Origin of the sequence: Fibrobacter sp. UWEL (assembly GCF_900142535.1) — a bacterium.
Taxonomy (GTDB): domain Bacteria; phylum Fibrobacterota; class Fibrobacteria; order Fibrobacterales; family Fibrobacteraceae; genus Fibrobacter.
This window is the reverse complement of sequence record NZ_FRBE01000010.1, coordinates 69,156-88,796: the sequence shown is the minus strand read 5'-3', so window position 1 is coordinate 88,796 and position 19,641 is coordinate 69,156. Positions and strand designations below refer to the sequence as shown.

The window sequence follows — 19,641 nt, the reverse complement described above, 5'->3', positions numbered from 1 at the left end:
AAATCATTCCATTTTTATACTACATTCTATATAGAATTTTTCGTCTTTCGGGATTGTTGAGGAGAACTGCGCCACATGTTTAGCGGAACTTTTATTGCCTTTATGATAACTGCTGCGGTCATTATCATAGGAATTAATTTAGCAGTCAAACAGTTTCAAACAGCAAAGACAAAACAGCTACAGGAAGGCCGCGCCAAAAGGGCTCTGCAGGAATTCGCCAAGGATTTAAGTGTCAAGCAGGTGGAAACCACCAAGGCTGCCGACGGCTCTCAATCATCCACCGCCACCAAGGTAGCGCCGGAAGCAGTGATTGATCCGAAGCTAGCCAAGTACATGCAGAAGCTGGAGCCCACCGTTTCCAACATGGTGAACTTCTTCCAAGATTTTCTGCTGTTCAATGGCGTCAGCGACAAACTTCGCATGCATTTGACCGACCAGAATGGAAGCAGTCCCTCCGACGAACTGTCCACCATTTTCCTTACGGACCTGGCTTACATTTCCGAGAAGTCCGGACATCCCGTAAGCATGCAGACTGCGGAATCCTGCGGTTTCATTTCTTTGATGTTGCGCTTGCGTTCCTCCACACCTTGCGAAATCGACTGGAAGCGTTTGACCTTGCAGACCATCGTCAACAACGAAATTGACGTGGACGCCTTGGTCGCCGAACTGAAGCAAAACCGCGCCCCCCTGGAAAGAGCCGGGGACACATTCCTGTTCCCCTCCGTCTTTGCAGATTTCTCTCCAGACGCCACGAAAAAATACATGCGCCTGCTCTACGACTTTTCCGCAGCCCTTGCAAACATCGACGGCAAGCTGACCTTGGCGGAAATTCAGTGGCTCCAGTTCATGGAAAAGTACATTGGCGGCAACCGTTTCGCCAACCGAGCGAAGGATGTTAAGTTCAGTCCCAGAACCCTCAAGTACAAGGACGCTAGTGATTCTACAGACGAGATGGACGGTGCAGCCGTTACCGCAAAGGTGACCAAGCTTTCCGCAGAACAGTGCGCCGAGGATGCCGAAAAGAAACTGAACGAATTGATTGGACTTTCTTCTGTGAAGCAGGAAGTGATTACCTTCCGCAACTTCCTGAAAATTCAAAATGAACGCCGCAAGAAGGGCTTGTCCGTTCCGCCCACGTCTTACCATCTGGTTTTCTCCGGAAATCCCGGCACCGGCAAGACCACCATCGCCCGCATTATGGCTCAAATCCTGAAATCTCTGGGCGTCATTTCCAGCGGGCACTTGGTGGAAGCTTCCCGCAGTGACTTGGTGGCAGGCTACATGGGACAAACCGCCATCAAGACAAACAAGGTGATTGACAGTGCGTTGAATGGTGTACTGTTCATCGACGAAGCCTACACTCTTTCCCGCAGCTCCGAAAATGATTTCGGCCAGGAAGCCATCGACACGCTGTTGAAGCGTATGGAAGATGATCGCGACCGCTTGGTTGTCATCATCGCAGGCTACACCGACGAAATCAAGAACTTCGTGAATTCCAATCCGGGCCTCGCCTCACGTTTTAATCGCTATATCAACTTCCCGGATTATACTGAAAGCGAACTAGAAGAAATCTTCAAGGCTTTAGTGGATCAGTACGATTACACTCTGAACGAATCCGGTCGCAGGGCCTTGCAGGATTGCATCGCCAAGGCTGTCAGCGAAAAGGACAATCATTTCGGCAACGGACGTTTCGTCCGCAACCTGTTTGAAAAGACCATCGAACGTCAGGCAAACCGCCTAGCTCGAGTGGAACATCTAGGCGCCGTAAACATCAGCGAAATCGACGGAAAGGATTTCTAAAGCGCGCATTTTTAGCAGGCAGGAATATTGCGACAATAGGATTAAGTAAATACAAACAGCCCGCAGCGTTGAACTGCGGGCTGTTTTTGCTAGATCCTTGACGGAGCTAGATCCTTCGACTTCGCACCTTCGGTGCTTCGCTCAGGATGACAAATCGCAAGCGATTTGTCACTTAGTGAATGCGGCGTAGATAGCCTTGATAGCCTTTTCGGTATCGGCTTCGTCCACACCGGTAATGATATTGATCTGGGAAGAACCCTGGTCAATGATACGGACGTTCACGCTGCTTTCTGCAAGGGCGGTAAAGAGCTGAGCTGCAACACCGATCTTGTTGGTCATGCCATGACCCACGGTAGCGATGAGGCTGATGCCCTTGAAGATCTTAATGCGGTCCGGGTGCATCTGCTGAGTGATATCTTCGAGAACGACGTGTTCAACGGCTTCCAGCTGCTTGGTATCCACAACGATGCTCATGGAGTCGATAGCGCTGGGGCACAGTTCGTAAGAAAGGCCTTCGCCTTCGAGGACGGCAAGCACGCGGCGACCGAAACCAACTTCCTTGTTCATCATGGACTTTTCGATGTAAATCATGGAGAAGCCCTTACGGCCTGCAACGCCGGTAATGGGAAGCTTGGTGGATTCCGGAGTGGGACCGATAATGGTGCCAGCGTCTTCCGGACGGTTGGTGTTACGGATATTGATAGGAATCTTCTTGGCGCGGCAAGGAGCGATGGATTCGTCGTGAAGGACGCTTGCACCGGAGTATGCCAGTTCGCGGATTTCGCGGTAGGACACGTATTCGATGGGCAGCGGATTTTCCACGATGCGGGGATCAGCCATCAGCATGCCGGAAACGTCGGTCCAGTTTTCGTAGACTTCGGCGTCGATGGCGTTAGCGAGGATAGCGCCGGTAATGTCGGAGCCGCCGCGGCTGAAAGTCTTCAGTTCGCCACGGGTGTTGGAACCGTAGAAGCCCGGAAGCACATAGAGCTTGTTTTCGTCGGAAAGGGCCTTGGCGATGGTTTCGTAGCTGGAGGGGAGAATGCGGTACTTTTCATCGAAAGTGATGATGGGGAAAGTATCCACGAATTCTGCGCCCAGGTACACGGACATAACGCGTGCGCTCAAGTATTCGCCACGGCTCACCAGGTAATCGGTGGTGATGGATTCAACATCATCGCGCAGCTGCTTTTCCAGAAGATCCAGGTCTTCGGCAACCTTAGGTTCAATGCCAAGGTCAGAGCAAATTTCGAGATAGCGGGTACGGATCAGATTCCAGGGCTGGGAGAAATCCAAGTGCTTGGAAGCCAGATCATAGGTGCTATAGAGGAGGTCGGTCAGCTTAGTTTCCTTGGGGTTGCGCTTGCCCGGGGCAGAGACCACAACCACTTTGCGCTTTGCGTCAGCGGAAACGATATTCTTGATCTTACGGAACTGACCTGCGTCGGCGACAGAAGAGCCACCGAACTTACATACGATTCTAGACATGTTTTTCCTTTAGGCTGCCGGCCCCTGGGTCCCAAGCCTCGCGCCCCACTCGGAGCGACAATCCATCGACTCGAACCTACTTGCCTAAGCCAGCCTTAGTGCCCTGAAACGCCTCCATTCTACGTACTCGAATGTAAAATTTTCAAGGCGGGTGTAAAAATAGCAAGAAAAATCGTACAAATCAACCCATTACAACGTGTATAGGAGAGAGGTCCAAATGAAACAGACAGAAAATCTCCTTCGAATCGCCTCCAACTCCAACATTTCGGTGCTGCTCCAGGGGGAATCCGGCTCCGGAAAGGAAGTGGCGGCGCGATACGTACACGATCACAGCAAGCGGTGCAACGGTCCCTTCGTGGCATTGAACTGCGGTGCCATCGCCCACAGCCTCACGGAAAGTATCCTGGAAGGTTCCCGAAAGGGGGCGTTCACCGGAGCGGTAGGCGACCAGCTGGGCGTGGTGCGGGCGGCCAACGGCGGCACACTTTTCCTGGACGAAATTGGAGAAATGCCGCTGGAAGCCCAGTGCAAGTTATTGAGGATTCTCCAGGAACGATCCGTCATGCCTCTTGGCGCAACCACAAACATCCCGGTGGACTTCCGGCTGATTTGCGCTACGAACAGGAACCTCCGTCAGGAGGTCGCCTCCGGACGCTTCCGTGAGGATCTGTACTTCAGGCTGAACGTCTTCCCCATAAAAGTCCCCGCCCTACGGGAACGTAAGGACTTCGCGGCGCTGGCACAAGACATCTGGCGAGAAGCGGTCTATAGTCAAGAAGCCGCAGGACTGGCGGGCGGTTTTCATCCCGACGCCGCGAGCGGTTCCATCCCGCAGACTTCAGGCAGTTTCGTCGCGGCACCGCTGTCGCCGCAAGAGGTGCAGTCTCTCGCAGTAAAACCCTGGCCGGGAAATGTCCGTCAGTTAAAGAACGTGCTGCAGCGTTACGCCCTGCTCGGACCCTACGGAACCTCCCTAGGGGAAATCCTTCGGGACGAATTCGCGGAGACGCTCCCGCCAAACACCACCTGCGAAACAAACCCGCCAGAAGAAATCAAGCTTTACAACCCCACACCTCAATGGAATATCCTTCACGAGGCATTGCAAAAGAACAACTGGAACAAGACGGTAACCGCGCAAAAGCTAGGCATTAGCAGAGGCAGCCTCTGCTATCATGTGAGGAAACATCAGGACACCACCCCGCGGGCGGAACAATCCTGATATGTTACAGGCGGAAAGATCCTGAAACATTTTGATGTTTGGAAATTAGAACTTCAGACCCACGGTAATGTGGTGGTCGCCGCCGCCAAAAGCAGGGCGCGGGCTGTAGCCGTAGTCAAATACGATCATCCCGAAGTTCAGGCCCAGACCGCAGCTGATACCATCTTCGGTATCGGGGCGAATCGCGTAACCTGCGCGGAAAGAAAGCACATCCATATAGTTGACTTCACCGCCAAAGAGCCACTGAGCGTCTGTATCGGCGCGGCGGTAAGCATCCGCAGAAAGATGAAGATTCCACTTATCGGCAACGGGCAGGATTCCAGTAACACCAGCTTGCACGGCCAGCGGGGCCACTTCATCTTCCCCGTCATAATCGCCCATATAACCCAAGTTGGTAAGAGTGGCTGCGAAGGCAAAATATTTGTTCACCCTGAAAGAGCCACCCACATCAGCCAGAAGGGCAATGGCGGATTCATCGTCAATAGTCTGGCTTGCAAAACGGGCAGCGGCTGCCCAGTTGAAAACCTTACCGCGGCTACCAAGACCGGCCTGAACGCTCCAGGCGTAGGCGCCATACTCGTAAGTTTCGTTGCCGTACTCGTCGCGACCTTCGATGTTATCGTAACCCAAAAAGTCTACGGACATGGTCAATGCCAGGGGGTACTTCTTGATTTCAAAAGGAAGGCCATAGTAGGCGGAAACGAAGTTGTCCGCGCTGTTCTCGTTAAAGACCAGCTGATTCAATCCCAGTTCGGCTTCGCTTACAGCGCTTGCAGCCAGGGGATTGCGGGAAGCTTCGGCCACGCGGGCAACATCCGCCACACCGGCGCCAGACATGGCAGCACTGCGGGCAGACACCTGCATGGAAAGATACTTCATGGAAACGCCACCACGATCCACATGCCAATATTCGCCAGCGAAGGCGGTGACAGCGGTCGAAAGCAAAGCAGTTGCAAGAAGTTTCTTCATCATAGGGCTTAAGATACAAAAAAAAGAGGCGCCCCCGCATGATGAGGCCGCCAGTGATACAAAAAAGACGGGCAAATCCCGAGGATTTACCCGTCCCTTTATCCTTTACGCTTTAAACTACTTGCGCCAGCCTTCCATGAGCTTCATGCAGTCTGCCAGAAGTTCTGCGGAGCGGTCCTTGCCTTCGGTTTCCACATAGCAGCGGAATTCCGGAGCGTTGCCGCTGGGACGCAGGTGAACGATGTCGCCAGAGTCAAATTCCATGCGGTAGCCGTCCACTTCGTTGAGAGAGACCATCTTGCCCTGGAATGCAGCACCCTTGTTGAACTTGCTGGGCTTTGCAGTAAACTTGCCGAACAGCTTTTCACCCAGGTTCTTTTCCTTGATTTCAGCAAGCTTTGCCTTGGAAATGTCGGTGGGGAATTCCTTGAGGCGGTCACTTACGGTAAAGCGCTTGGGAAGCTTGCGGAGCAGATCCACCACGCACATCTTCTGTTCGCGAACCATGACCATCACGGCAATCATAGGCAGCAAGGCATCACGAGTAGGCAGAGCCTTCAGGGTGCGGGTAATGCCATCATAAGCGGTGCGCTTCAGGTCGGTCTGCAGCAGGAAACCGCCATTAGCTTCGTAGCCCGCGACGGAAGCATCACCTTCCACCAGGCTTTCCATGCCGGCGATAACATACGGAGAACCGATGCGAGTACGGCAAATCTTTTCAAAGCTTTCGGACTTTTCAAGAGAAGTATTGCAGCTAACAGGAGTTGCAATGCGCTTGATGCCAAGAGCCTGTGCAGCCAAAATACCCAGCACGTCACCGCGGAGCCACATGCCCACGTCATCAGCCAAAAGCGGGCGGTCGGAATCGCCGTCAGTACTGAACACGGCGTCCACATAATCCTTGTGGGTAAATTCGCGAGCCAGTTCTTCATCTTCGGGGCGGATCGCTTCGGTATCCACCGGAATAAACACTTCACTGCGGGCGAAAGGCTTCACGCAGGCACCCAGGCTCTCGAGAACGCGAACCACAATATCGCGGCCAACAGCGGAATGCTGGTAAACACCGATAGTCAAACCCTGCAGGGCCTTTTCACCAAAGAATTCAGGATAACGCTTGCAGTAGTTTTCTTCCGCTTCAGTTTCAACAGCAGGCAGTTCCGGAGCATTCTTCAGCATGCCGGCAGCGTCAAACAGAGCTTCGTCAAAATCCACAGCCTGAGAAACAATGCCCTGCTCGTCAGCCTTGGTAATTTCACCATTGGGATGGTTGAACTTGATGCCGTTACGGTCAGCAGGAATGTGGGAGCCGGTCACCATGATGGTAGGCAGCTTCTTGTCCAGGCCATAGAGGGCGATTGCCGGAGAAGGAATGCGACCGCAGTAAGTCACCTTCCAGCCAGCATCTTCACCAGCCTTTACCAGAGCCTGCAAAATGCGACCAGTACTGGGACGAAGGTCACCAGCAATAGCGATATTCTTTTCGCACTTGTAGCTAGCTTCGCAGTACTTGATAAAGGAACATGCGTAAACATAGCACACACGGTCGGTCATTGCAGAAACCAGGCCGCGGGCACCGCTAGTACCGAAAGCCACACCGGACTGCTTCATTACATCTTGCATTGCAACAGACATTTAAACCTCAATGTTCTTTTTGATCACAAGCGGGCTGAACCCGCATTTTTATCGGCAGGAAAAATAACAAAATAACCGCCTGGAAATTTCCCAGCGGCCACTTTTTAAGTTTCTTCCTCGTGCAAGCCGTCCATTCCGTCTAGACTCTTGGAAAATTCCAAGGCATCCGGCGACCCGTTTTCATACCGGATGTCCGAAATGTTGCCCCCGTTGGATAGGAACATGCCGCAATCTTCCCCGGCAAAAATGGAACCGTAGTAAAGCGAGATTTCAATGGAGGGGAATTTCTTGGCAAAGGCCGTCCAAAATTCATAATCAATTTGAAAGAGCCAGAATTCGTCGGTGGTCTTGTACTGAAGACCGCCCGCCTCGTCAATGACGGTCGGCGCCCCATCAGCAACGGAATGAGTAGCGGGAGCCTTACTTAAGACATCGTCAAAATGCTTGCGAAGTACGTAGACAGCATCGTTAAACTGCACCCTATTCTCGGCGGGTGTTTCCAGAGTAAAAATTCCATGTATAACTGGTTTCATCTAAACCTATCTTCCTAAGAATCCTTAATATAGACTTGTTTCTCGAAAAATGAGGATTATTGGAGATTCAATAAGGAATATTCCAATTTGGAGTGTGGGCGGTTTTTATATAGATTTGTCCATATGTTCAAGGATATTGCACTGGTATTAGAAGGTGGCGGCATGCGCGGGGCTTATACCGCAGGCGTGCTGGACGCATTCCACGATGAAGGATTCAAGTTCGGCGGTTACGCGGGAACTTCTGCAGGGGCCACACACCTTTGCAACTACCTGTCGGAACAGCGGGAACGAAACCTGCGCCTGGACACCATCCACTCTAAGGATCCCCGCTACATGAGCCTTGGAAACTGGCTCAGGACCGGCAACTACTTCGACCTGAAATTCTGCTACCACACCGTGCCGGAGAAAATCGATCCTTTTGATTACGATACTTTCCGCGAGAGAGCCCAAGCTTCGGAGTTTTTTGTTGCGGCCAGCAACGTGGAGACAGGCGGTGCCGAGCATTTCCGAGTCCGCGACTTGCGTACGGATATGGACGCCATCCGCGCTTCTTCTTCGCTGGCACTGGTCAGCAGTCTTGTGGAATACCAAGGCAAGAAAATGTTTGACGGAAACACCGCCGACAGTATCCCCTTTGAGTATATGGACTCCATTGGCTACAAGAAGCAGGTAGTGATCACCACACGGCCTATGGGATACCAGAAGTCTCCCAACTCTCTCCTGTTCCTGTACAAACTGGCGTACCGCAAGTATCCCAACTTCATCAAGGCTGTAGGCAATCGCTACAAGCGATATAACAACTGCCTGAAAACTCTGGCGGAATGGGAAAAGCAAGGAAAGGCATTCGTCTTGCGCCCCACCGTGAATATGAAAATCAGCCGCGTGGAGAAGGACACCGCCAAACTGCAGGCCCTGTACGCCCTGGGACTGAAAGATGCCCGAGACCGCATGCAGGAACTGAAGGAATTTTTAAAGTAACCTCGTTGACCGCAGATTCATTACAGGATGAAACAGCCCGCGGATTCATTATTCTAAATTTGTAATTATGGATAGAGCACGTCGTCGTAAATTTGGCCAGAACTTTCTGGATGTTCCCACCGCCATAGCAATTGCAGGCGACCTGCCGGCAAATGAAGGCGAAGCCGTTCTTGAAATCGGCCCCGGTCATGGCGCCCTCACAGAGCACCTGCTGAACCGCGGTGTGGACCTGACCGCAGTGGAAATTGACGAGCAGTGCGTCGAAGTTCTGAATGGTAAGTTCGGCGACCGCAAGAATTTCCATATTACCAACATCGACTTTTTGAAGTTTGACCTGCAGGGTTTCTTAGACTCTCACGAAAAGCCCTGGGTTACAGGCAACCTTCCCTACAATGTTTCTACTGCGATTATCGCAGGTCTCATGCCCCGACTCCACTTGACAAAGGGCTTTATGGGAATGGTTCAGCTGGAAGTTGCGGAACGCATCTGCGCTGACCCTTGCAGCAGCAATTACGGAAGCCTTTCCGTGCTGGTATCCGCCTTCGCCAATACACAGATCTTACGTAAGATCGGGCCGGAACATTTTACGCCCAAGCCCAATGTGGATAGCGCCACCATGCTGTTGACACCACGCTCCGACGCATTGTCCGCTCCGGAAGGCTTCTTCGATTTCGTTCGTGCGGCATTCACCCAGAAGCGTAAGACTTTGAGCAATTCCTTCGGGAAGGCTTATGACAAGAAGAAAATCCAGGAAGCCATCGAGCTGCTGGACTACCCTACTACCGTTCGCGCGGAAGAATTGTCCCCCGAACAGTTCCTGGAATTTTATAAAGTAATTGTGGGTTAAGCAAAGGGAATATTATGAACTTTCTTGAAGAAAAGATTCTCCGGGACGGCGTCATTAAGGAAGGCAATATCCTTAAGGTCGACAGTTTCCTGAACCATCAAATTGACGTGGATATCATGCGCCAGATGGCATACGAATTCCAGCGTCGTTATCGCGATGTGGAAATCAATAAGATTCTCACCATCGAGGCAAGCGGTATTGCAATCGCAACGCTGTTGGGACATCTTTACGACGTACCCGTAGTATTCGCCAAGAAGAGTCAGACCGCCAACAGCACCGACGACAAGTACGTGGCTCAGGCCTACTCCTTCACTCACAAGAAGATGAACAACGTGTTCATTTCCAAGCCCTACATGAGCGCTTCCGACAAGGTCCTCATTGTGGACGACTTCCTGGCAGATGGCGCCGCAGCACACGCCCTTATCGACCTGGTTCATCAGGCAGGCGGCACCGTGGCAGGCCTGGGCATCGCTATTGAAAAAGGCCAGCAGAAAGGCGGCGCCACCCTCCGTTCCGAAGGCTACCGCGTAGAATCCATCGCTATCGTAGAATCCATGGACTGGGAAACTCAGACCATCAAGTTCCGCGAACAGCCGGAAATCCCGCTGAAGAACACCAACTTAAAACTTGGCTAGATCCCCGATCAAGTCCGGGATGACAAAACGCATGTCATTCCGAGCGCACACACACGTCATTCCGAGCGAAGTCGAGGAATCTAGATTCTTCGACTTCGAGCCTCCGGCTCTCCGCTCAGAATGACACTTAAGAGGAAAACATGAGTACTTCATCTGAAAATATCTATCAGCTGGACGGTCGCGTCCCGGTGATGAAGGCGGTACCCTTCGGCCTGCAGCATGTGCTGGCCATGTTCGTCTCGAACATCACCCCCATCATTATTCTCGCAGGTGTCGTAGGTCTTGAAAAAGGCCTTACCGCCTCCCTCATTCAGAACTGCATGATCATTGCGGGCATCGGCACCATGGTGCAGCTCTATCCCGTCTGGAAAATTGGTTCCCGCCTGCCCATCGTCATGGGCATTAGCTTCACCTTCCTTTCCGTTTCCATCGGTATTGGAACCACACAGGGCATGGGCACCTTGATGGGCGCCGTCATCGTAGGCGGTATCGTAGAAGGTCTCCTGGGCCTTTGCGCAAAATACTGGCTGAAACTCATCCCCCACATTGTGGCAGCTACCGTGGTGACCGCCATCGGTTTCTCTCTGTTGCCCATTGGCGCAAATTCCTTCGCCGGCGGCATGGGTTCTCCCGACTTTGGAGCAACCCAGAACTGGATCGTTGGATCCGTAACCCTGTTGACCTGCTTACTCACTCAAGTATTCGCCAAGGGCTTCCTCCGCTCCCTCTCCGTTTTGGTGGGCCTCGTCGTAGGCTACATACTAGCCCTGTGCATGGGCATGGTGGACTTCTCTGGACTTGCAGGCTGCAGCATTGTGGCACTTCCCAAGATCCTCCCCTTCACTCCGGAATTCCACTTGGGACCCATCCTTTCCGTCATCGCCATCTTCCTGGTTTCCGCAACTGAAACCGTGGGCGATTCCAGCGCACTGGTCAGCGGCGCTCTCAAGCGTCAGATTCACAAAGTCGAAATGGGCGGCGCCATCTCCTGCGACGGCTTCGTCAGCACCATCTCCGGTATCTTCGGCTGCACCCCCATCACCTCCTTCAGCCAGAACGTGGGTCTCGCTTCCCTCTCCGGCGTAGTGAACCGCTTCACCATCGCCACAGGCGCCATCATCATGCTGTTGGGCGGCATCTTCCCGCCGGTGGGCACGCTACTCACCACCATCCCCCAGGCTGTGCTTGGCGGCTGCACCATCATGATGTTCGGTTCCATCCTGTTTGCAGGTTTCGGCATGATGGCCAAGAGCGGCTTTAGCCAGCGCAACATGATCATCGTGAGCCTCTCCCTCAGCGTAGGCCTAGGCTTCACTCAGGCAACAGGCATGTTCAAGGCATTCCCCCAGATCATCCAGACCATCTTCGCAGAAAACTGCGTGGCCGTGGTGTTCCTGCTAGCCGTAATCCTGAATTTGGTATTGCCCAAGGACAAGGAATAATGACGCAAGGGGCTCCGCCCCCCTGGACCCCCATGTAAAACTTCAGACCCATAAGCGTTGCTTAAGGGTCATTTGTTTTACAGTCTTAGGGGCACTAAAGTGCCTCCTAAGTTTTTCAAGATTCAGCAGTTTTATATTTCAAGAAGAAAATCTTCTCGCTTTAGGTTGTTTTCTTCATAAGGATGTTCTGTGGGATACCCAACAGGATTGCAAAGCAAGAGATGGGATTTACCCAAGCTATCGCGAACCACCCGCTTGATGGCAGAGTGAGTGTGTCCCGCCTGCCAGATGGAACCCTCGTCCAGATTTTTCAGGAATTCATCTCCCTGAAAGAAGAAGTAGGTGGAGTTGGGATTGGTCAGGTACATTTCCGCCATGCCGAATTCCATAGGCAGAAAATGAGTCATCATGATTTTCGGGCGAGCCGCCGTCAGGTCATTCATGACGGACTTATAGTGAGCCCAGAGAGCAGCCACATCATTGCCCTTGTAATTCCAGTGGCGTCCATCAAACCAGCGAACTTTCCACATTAACTTGTAATCTTCAATGCGAGCATCCGGATTGTGCTTATAGCTGAAATCGCACATCCCCATGCAACCCGCAAATCCGCCCAACGCACTATTTTCCAGCAGGTGGACGTTGGGAATTTTTGCAGCCTCCTGCAAGTAGAACGCAATCTTACTTTCGGAAGTAGGAAAGTCACGATCTGCCCCAAACACACCCTCACGTTCCGTAATGACATCGTGATTGCCCAGGCAGATATAAACTTGGCTATACTTTTCCGAAATAAACTTCAGGAACTCTACATAGGTGAAGTAATTATTCGCAATGTCCCCAGCGATACAGCAAACATCCGCCAGCAAAAAATGTTTCTCAAAGAAATCCTCAAAGCAACGGCGCAGCAAAGGCACCGTCCTTGTCAAAGGCGCATAAAAATCAATATGCAAATCACTAACGAAGAAACAGGTCACTTATCCAACTCTCCAGCCTGCGTTAAAACCATATTACGAACACCTTCGCTAACATAAAAAGAAAGACGATTCATCTCATCCATAATAGGTTTTACTTCACCGATAATTCCATTTGATTTCGCTTTAAGCAAGACTCCTAATGTTCCAGTTACAGTTAAACCTAGAAATTTGGCAGTTTTCTTTGCCGTTATCTCTCTAATAACGGCCTGCGGAACAGACACCACACCATACAAACGGTGAAGTACGTTCAAAAGGTTTAAATTTCCAAGAATGATTAATGGGGTAGAATTAATTACAACTCTACGCATTTTTCAGTTCTTCCATAAACTCATTTTCGTTTTCAAAATGGAATATGGAAATGCCCTTGCTACCGAGATACTTTACAAAGTCCTCTTCGGTCATTCCCGCAATCTCAGCGCAATACCCAACAGAAACTCCAAGATTTCTATAAAATTCCAGAGCAACGGCACACTTTGCAAAAGAAAGTGCACGTTCCTTGTTCATGTGGGTATCAAACAATACCTCTTCTGGAATATTCATGGATATTTGGCACACGGGAAACCTCTGGCTTACAATATACCTTAAATTTACATCTTTTGCAACTTTGACCATACAGTCTCCTTGTCTACTTTTTCCGTTTTCCTCCAAGGCACAATACACCATTAAAGGAAAAACACATAACAGAAAAGCATCCGATTCTTTTCGGATGCTTCGGAGACTATTTCGTAGCGCTCGGGATGAATATAGCATTACGCCATTTCTTGGCAAGCGTTAATTTGTAAATAATCAGTAAAAAATCACAGTTTATACTTTGCGAGTTTCCGCAACCCAAATCTTAACAGCGGTGTTGCTTTCCACAACAGCCTTTACATAATGAAGGCCGCTTGTCAAATGGCCACCGACATCCAACTTCAGGCAGACCCCATAAGTATCGAAACACACCTTCTTCATCTGGATGGCCGTAGCATGAACCCTGGATTCCACAGGAGTCTCATCGCCCACATAATTTGCCATCAGGCAGCGGGCGGTTTCGGGATCGATTTCTTTAAGGGATCGGGTACGTCTTGTTGCCATGAGGGAAAATGTGGAAAAAAAAATTGATAAACAATTGGGAAAAGAAACACCTAGGTCGCTACCCTTTTCCCTCCCGAAATGAATCGGTCAGCCTCTCTACAGTAATGCTATCTTCAACTCCATTTACAAAACGAGTAATTTGCCATACATCTTCTTTTAAAAGAGGCATATAAAAAAAGTGTCCCGTCTTAATAGAAGCATACTTATAGCAATCCTTCAATGCACAAATTTTTTCTTCATACTGATCACTGTCAACAGCAAGAGATGAAGATTTATTCACGCTTTTGACCTCAAATAAATGAATCCTACCAAAACCGTCTTTCATTACAAAATCTGGATATGAAAAATGGGAGCCATTTGAATAATATTCAAATTTGATTTCAGACATTTCAATAAAGTTCTTACCCCAAAGATGCTTGAGTTCCACCTTTTTGTCGTTAAACAGCGCCGGCTCCAATTCTTTTGCAATGTCAACACTTGCAGCAAAGCCCTCTTGAGCAAGTTTCCGCAAAACAGAACACCATTCACGTTCGGCTTCACTATCAAAAGAGAATTTATTTGTATTTTCCGCTCGTTTCCATACCCAATCATCAATATTATTGAAATTGCCATTTTCAACATAAGATGAACTCGACGGGAAAGAAGATAAAACTTCATTTCCTTGATCATCCCTGCGAAGATCCATACTTTCGTCATAGTTACAAATGAAAGTATCGTATTCCTTTTGAATGGCATCTAGATGTTCACAGAACTTATTCCATCTTTGAACACTGCTGCCAGCATAGCTATAACACAGTCTTTTTATTTCCTCGTTACAATTCCGCAGTTTTGAATACAACTCAAAAATGCTCTTGAATGCAACAGGGTCTTTTTGATTGGCTAAAAATGATTCTATATCAAAACCTTTTCGCTGAGTAAGAGGTTTTAACACGGTTGTTTTTACTTTTAATTCGGAAACAATCGCAGAACCACCATCTCCATACAATTTAACACGTCGTGTTGTTGCAGTTTCCGGAACAATCCCCCAGACCCAAGCGGTCATCGCCAACTCCTGAGCTTCCGCAGTAAGTGTTTCAAAATCCATTAGCCTTGGATTTCGACGAACACGCCCCATGACCTGTTCATCCAGCTGCTTACTTTTCACATCGCGAACCTGATACAGCATGCAAGCTCGAGGAATATCCCATCCCTCAGATATCACCATCTTGAAGATGATTACATCAATTGTTGATGCTTTTGACTTTGCATAGTCTTTCCATTTATCAAGAGAGAGTTTGCCAACCTTATCGTTAGTCTTGCAATTCTCCTTTTTATCTACAATACTCATCCACTTGAGATGCTGGTATTCAGGCTTATTCAAAATGGATTCTATATTGGTCCATTCCTCTTCTGCCTTTTCCTTATTTGAAATCTGGATGATGAGGCAGGGATTTACTCCCAACAAATTGCGATACTTTTCTTTAACCTCTTCAAATTTTTGAAATGCATTTTCAACAGTATCTTCTTCAGCTCCCCAAACAACTTTCTTGATCAGTTTGACATCTTGAGCATCTTCATCCGATATGACCACATCCGGTTTTTGTCCACGTTTAAGATTGGGCGTGGCAGACATCATGATGGTCTTAGAAAAGTATTCCGAGGACAGCGAATCCAAATTATTGGTCGCTTGATGACATTCGTCCTTAATGAGGTAAATTTTCTTGTTTAAGCCCTGACCCAGAAAATACGCGGTCATTGTCCTTAGAAAATTTTCCAATGCACCCTGTTTTAGGCGGCTACCATCTTTGTACAGATCTCGAGCCAGCACATATACGTTATAATCCGTAGGGATAAAGACACTTTCTTCTTCACCCGCTTCCGAAGAAATCAAAAAAGGATTCAAGTTCGGAAATACGCCTGTATCCGCACATTCCTGAAACACGTCATAATTTTGCTTTGCAAGATTTCCCTTGGAAAGGGTACTGACTAAAAAGACAACATCGTCATTATTCGCTAATACCCGATTCATGAAATCGGACATCATTCTTGTTTTGCCACTTCCCGTAGGCGCCCTGAATGTAACAACATGCTTTTTGTCAACAACATCCATCAATCTGGATACAGCATTGCACTGGAGGTCTTTGGCTTCCTGAAGCATACCTTAGTCCTCCCCTTTTTCACGGAGAACTTTTTGCGTATTCTGGAAATTTGAACAAACCCACTCCGTTTTTTCCTGTAACGTAGAGAACTTTTCCTTTCCGTACAATGTTTCGTCAATTACATCGAAAGGAGTCTTTCCTTCCGTGAATTCAAAATTTGCGACAGAATCGATTTCGTAAACATCAAGGTTTCCGCCATAAGGCTCATTTTCCTGAGCCCACTTGAAATTCTTAGAGCCGTCATAGCACTCACCGGTCATAACACGCTTCAAGCGCTTGGTAGTAACATCGAGAGCGATTCCATTGGGATTGGTCGGATTAATTTCATTGACCTGACACAGGATGAAACTTCTCTTGCCACCATCTTGTTTATTCAAGTCAAGAACTGCATGTCCGGTAGTTCCGCTACCAGCAAAGAAATCCAATATGGTTATATCATCACCCATATTTACCATTTCAATCAAAAAATTCAATAGTGATACGGGCTTCGGATTATCAAAGGCATCTTTCTTCAAAATCTTTTCAATTTGTTTAGCTCCATCTTCATTAGTTCCCACACCAAGTTTAGAATTAATGTTATTTTGAGGTGCCTTGGTAGAATCAGTATTTTCACGTTGGAATCTCACAGAAAACTTTTCCGATTTCACAAGAAAATAAGTACCCTCTTTTACTTCATCATCAAGAGTTTCCTGATTCCATTTCCATGGTCCTGTAGCATCAAATGAATTTTTATTCAATCCGTCTTTTACCACAACGGATCCATGTAGTTGCACCTTTCTATTTGAATTCATGGAGTACGTTCCATCCGGTATATTAAACCGAACAGTTCCTGCAGGGAAGGTTATTTTCTTTTCAGCATTTCCTGAATTTAAAAGCGGCGCATCACCGCCATCTATTTTTCCCTGTGCGAATTTATGGGACTTGCTTACGCCATTTCCATAACATAGCACATACTCATATTTTTTTCTAACCTTCTTGGACAAAGACGGAGGTGTATCTGTTTTTTTCCAAAGATACGTTGCGATGAAATTTCGTTCTTCAAATATTTCATCAAATAAGCATTTTATATAAGCCTGATTTCTATCATCAATACTACAGAAAATTACACCACCTTTAGAAAGCAATTGTTTCGCCAAAACCAGTCTCGGATACAGCATCGAAAGCAAGTTATCCCTAGTAATTGCATTCTGGTAATTGGTTTCCGCAGAAACACCCATGCTATCCTTTCCATACGGAGGATCAATGTAAATGACATCGACCATCCCTCTATACTGGATTAGCAAATTCTGCAAGGCTTCATAGTTGTCCCCAATAATCAACTTATGTATCGGGCCATCGTCCGTATGAATACTCAAATCTTCGTTTTTCTTGAAGTACTTTATATCGTTGGTGCACTTGACATCTAAACGCTTATCAAAATGGAATCCCGTACGTTTATAGGTGGTTCCCAATTCAGCGATGGCAATGGCTTCGTCTAAAGAATCCGCGTTACTGATTAACTTTTTCAAAAGTTCCGCATTTGTCGGCTCAAGAATTTTATCAACGACTCTTTTTTCGATATCGTCAACCAAACACTTGATTGTTTCACCAATATTGCCAGTTGTCTTTTCCATCGCTCCCACTCCTTGAGGATTAAAGGTTGAACCTGAGTTCAGCCCGTATTCAGAGCAACCTGGCACATCATTTTCAAATCATAAACAAACGACGGAAGTACCCCTAGGAAACAATCCGCCCAGGGTACAATACGCCCATGACATCCATAGGCTTCCGAGATTTGTCTTATTCTTCGTGTTGAAAGTGTCTAAGTTCCAGGTAGAGAACAAGAGCAAAACTCACCAAGAGTCTTGCTCGTTCTACATTACCAAACCACGATTAAATTGAAAAAAAGGGCGGAGGGGTTGATGCATCTATCTACCTGGGGCCTTAGACTGCCTTACACAAATAAATACAAACAACCCGCGCCCCATAAAGGCCGCTTGCAAGCACGCAATGCGTGCAGCAAAACGTTGCCGACATAAAAGCCGACAGACGCGAGCGTTCGTCCCATTCTCTGTGTTTTGAAAAGTGTCTAAGTTTCCAGGTAGAGAACGAGAGCAAAACTCTCTATTTACCTTGAATATAGCTTAAAAACCTTATTCAAGTCAATAAAGAAGCATGTTTATTTGATTTAATTCGCCTAAATCTCCTCACTAAGCGATTCCAAAACCTGATCGCCCAAGCTTGTTAAACGATATACTTTTGTACTACTATTCGGCTTGTCTGGAGCAGACGCTTCAACATATCCCAAAGAAATAGCGGGATTCAGGTACATTTCTCTAAAATTCTTACGATCACTCAAGTACAAAGCCCGCATTATTTCCTGACGGTTCATAGAACCTTTCATAACTTTCATGAGATGCAAAATACGTTCATCAATATTCTCCGCATCATGGGGGGTGACTTGGGGGGTGACTTGGGGGGTGACTTGGGGGGTGACTTGGGGGGTGACTTGCTGGGTGACTTGCTGGGTGACGCCTAAAGGCAGGGTCAATTTGAAGCCGTATTTGGTTTCCTCAAAGATTGGCAAAGCTCCTTTTGCATAGATGGGCAGGTATTTCCATGTATTACGTACTCCAGATCCAAGGCGTTCAAAACGGCCCATCTGAACCATGAAATTACAGATAGTTGGATTACGGGCGAAAGGTTCCAGATTCGCCGGAGTAATTCTATCAATGTAGTACTGAACACAGGGATTGGTAAATTCTACACGGTCCTTGTAAATCATAATTCTTCCAGGCGACCCGTGCATATACTCCCGATGAGAAATGATGTTAGACACCGCCTCACGGAAAATTTTGCCACGCAAACTGATCCGTTGATCCCCTTCCAGGTAGAATGGATCCGGCAAATGCTTGGAAATGAAATTCATGACTTGCTCATAAGTCTCAATTAGATTCGTACGAATCATGACGCGGTCATCGTAACGGATTTCATCTTCACGGCGTAACAGGCAATCAAAAAGTAATGCGGGATCGGCCCTGAAAATAGCCTCATCCGTTCCAAACATTAAGATAGCGGCAAGGTTTAAGCAGCGCTCATTTGAATCTCGATCTACGGTATAGAAACCGCCATATTGCAATAGTTCTTCAAAGGTAAGATCCGCCCATGGGTGATTATTGAACGTTACTGCCATCAGATTTTGCGCCTTACGGCAAAGTTCCGGACGTAAATCATTCATGTCGAATCCGTGCATGGGGCGTTTCTCTGTAAAAAGTCCCAACTTACGAGTCAAAACACCTGACAAAACGTTAGTATTGCGGGTGACGAAATCACCATCATCACTACGCAGGTAAACCTCCCCATTGCAACGATGAATTTCAGAACTTGTTTGAACTTGGCAAACAATAATCGTTTTCCCTTCAACAACACATTCCTCTGGATAAAGATTGCATGCTGGATTTATTTTCGTTGTGTTATGAGCGAGATTGACCAAATCCTTTTTCATTTGAGGAACCGCCAAAGGGTTCACGCCCACAACCGTTCCTTCATCATCAACACCGAGGAAGATGAACCCACCTATTGAATTGAGAAAAGCACAGACAGTTTCAAAGATACTATTAGGCAACTTATCTTTGGCCTTTTTATACTCCACACGCAAGCCTTCCCCTGCATGGAGCATTTCCAGTACATGCTCGTTTATCATTTTGATATAGTACTCCTTAAAAGAAAAAACACCAGTTTTAAACTGGTGTTTCAGAGCACTATTCCGTAACGCTCGGGATAGAATATAGCATTCGTCTATTTTCTGGCAAGCGTTACTTTGTAAATAAACAGTAAAAATCCCCCGCGGCATTCACCGCGAGGGACTGGAGTGTTTGGTACATCTATCGTTATCAGCAAGCGATCCGCACTTCTCTCGCCTTGGTTATATTTGGT

General features: G+C 48.1%; 17 protein-coding genes. 6 read left to right on the top strand and 11 right to left on the bottom strand.

Annotated elements, in window-relative coordinates; genetic code table 11:
* The first annotated feature begins 75 nt into the window (after positions 1-75).
* The gene (locus BUB59_RS08140) at positions 76-1,800 is read left to right on the top strand and encodes an AAA family ATPase (protein ID WP_073228311.1); all 1,725 of its coding nucleotides are present in this window, start codon (positions 76-78) and stop codon (positions 1,798-1,800) included.
* A gap of 168 nt (positions 1,801-1,968) precedes the next feature.
* On the opposite strand, the gene BUB59_RS08135 is transcribed toward BUB59_RS08140, so the two are convergent.
* The gene (locus tag BUB59_RS08135) at positions 1,969-3,288 is read right to left on the bottom strand and encodes an aspartate kinase (protein ID WP_073228308.1); all 1,320 of its coding nucleotides are present in this window, start codon (positions 3,286-3,288) and stop codon (positions 1,969-1,971) included.
* A gap of 217 nt (positions 3,289-3,505) precedes the next feature.
* Between BUB59_RS08135 and BUB59_RS08130 the strand changes: the two genes are divergently transcribed.
* A complete protein-coding gene (locus BUB59_RS08130; RefSeq protein WP_073228305.1) occupies positions 3,506-4,507 on the top strand; it encodes a sigma 54-interacting transcriptional regulator in 1,002 nt (333 codons plus the stop codon).
* Positions 4,508-4,552: 45 nt separating this feature from the next.
* Here the strand turns inward: BUB59_RS08130 and BUB59_RS08125 are convergent, their stop codons facing one another.
* From BUB59_RS08125 to BUB59_RS08115, 3 genes are all read right to left on the bottom strand, one after another.
* The gene (locus BUB59_RS08125; RefSeq protein WP_073228301.1) at positions 4,553-5,479 is read right to left on the bottom strand and encodes a PorV/PorQ family protein; all 927 of its coding nucleotides are present in this window, start codon (positions 5,477-5,479) and stop codon (positions 4,553-4,555) included.
* A gap of 114 nt (positions 5,480-5,593) precedes the next feature.
* Positions 5,594-7,108 carry a phosphomannomutase gene (locus tag BUB59_RS08120; RefSeq protein WP_073228298.1) on the bottom strand — a complete coding sequence of 505 codons (1,515 nt, stop codon included), beginning with the start codon at positions 7,106-7,108 and terminating at the stop codon, positions 5,594-5,596.
* A 104-nt stretch (positions 7,109-7,212) separates the two neighbouring features.
* On the bottom strand, positions 7,213-7,641 hold the full coding sequence (locus BUB59_RS08115; RefSeq protein WP_143160291.1) for a hypothetical protein: 429 nt from the start codon (positions 7,639-7,641) through the stop codon (positions 7,213-7,215).
* Between the two features lie 123 nt (positions 7,642-7,764).
* On the opposite strand from BUB59_RS08115, the gene BUB59_RS08110 reads away from it, so the two are divergent.
* The 4 genes from BUB59_RS08110 (at position 7,765) to BUB59_RS08095 (ending at position 11,543) form a co-directional block, all read left to right on the top strand.
* Positions 7,765-8,619 (top strand): patatin-like phospholipase family protein, encoded by an 855-nt coding sequence (locus BUB59_RS08110; RefSeq protein ID WP_073228295.1) that lies wholly within the window; start codon positions 7,765-7,767, stop codon positions 8,617-8,619.
* A gap of 67 nt (positions 8,620-8,686) precedes the next feature.
* Complete coding sequence (gene rsmA, locus BUB59_RS08105; RefSeq protein WP_073228292.1) at positions 8,687-9,466, top strand: 16S rRNA (adenine(1518)-N(6)/adenine(1519)-N(6))-dimethyltransferase RsmA; 780 nt, start codon at positions 8,687-8,689, stop codon at positions 9,464-9,466.
* Positions 9,467-9,480: 14 nt separating this feature from the next.
* Positions 9,481-10,101, top strand: a complete 621-nt coding sequence (locus BUB59_RS08100) for a xanthine phosphoribosyltransferase (RefSeq protein ID WP_073228288.1) — start codon at positions 9,481-9,483, stop codon at positions 10,099-10,101.
* Between the two features lie 140 nt (positions 10,102-10,241).
* Positions 10,242-11,543: a nucleobase:cation symporter-2 family protein gene (locus BUB59_RS08095; RefSeq protein ID WP_073228285.1), complete on the top strand. Its 1,302-nt coding sequence runs from the start codon at positions 10,242-10,244 to the stop codon at positions 11,541-11,543.
* Between the two features lie 131 nt (positions 11,544-11,674).
* Here BUB59_RS08095 and BUB59_RS08090 read toward each other — a convergent pair whose 3' ends face one another.
* The 7 genes from BUB59_RS08090 to BUB59_RS08060 form a co-directional block, all read right to left on the bottom strand.
* Complete coding sequence (locus BUB59_RS08090) at positions 11,675-12,514, bottom strand: metallophosphoesterase (RefSeq protein ID WP_073228282.1); 840 nt, start codon at positions 12,512-12,514, stop codon at positions 11,675-11,677.
* Complete coding sequence (locus tag BUB59_RS08085; protein WP_073228278.1) at positions 12,511-12,822, bottom strand: DUF3368 domain-containing protein; 312 nt, start codon at positions 12,820-12,822, stop codon at positions 12,511-12,513. Before BUB59_RS08085 ends, BUB59_RS08090 begins: the two co-directional genes overlap by 4 nt.
* On the bottom strand, positions 12,815-13,126 hold the full coding sequence (locus BUB59_RS08080) for a UPF0175 family protein (protein WP_200778815.1): 312 nt from the start codon (positions 13,124-13,126) through the stop codon (positions 12,815-12,817). Before BUB59_RS08080 ends, BUB59_RS08085 begins: the two co-directional genes overlap by 8 nt.
* Before the next feature lie 192 nt (positions 13,127-13,318).
* Complete coding sequence (locus tag BUB59_RS08075) at positions 13,319-13,588, bottom strand: hypothetical protein (RefSeq protein WP_143160290.1); 270 nt, start codon at positions 13,586-13,588, stop codon at positions 13,319-13,321.
* A gap of 58 nt (positions 13,589-13,646) precedes the next feature.
* Positions 13,647-15,725: a DEAD/DEAH box helicase family protein gene (locus BUB59_RS08070; RefSeq protein ID WP_073228272.1), complete on the bottom strand. Its 2,079-nt coding sequence runs from the start codon at positions 15,723-15,725 to the stop codon at positions 13,647-13,649.
* Between the two features lie 3 nt (positions 15,726-15,728).
* Positions 15,729-17,339: a site-specific DNA-methyltransferase gene (locus BUB59_RS08065; RefSeq protein ID WP_073228268.1), complete on the bottom strand. Its 1,611-nt coding sequence runs from the start codon at positions 17,337-17,339 to the stop codon at positions 15,729-15,731.
* A gap of 563 nt (positions 17,340-17,902) precedes the next feature.
* Positions 17,903-19,408, bottom strand: coding sequence for a Fic family protein (locus BUB59_RS08060; RefSeq protein WP_073228395.1), 1,506 nt, complete (start codon positions 19,406-19,408; stop codon positions 17,903-17,905).
* Between the last annotated feature and the right edge of the window lie 233 nt (positions 19,409-19,641).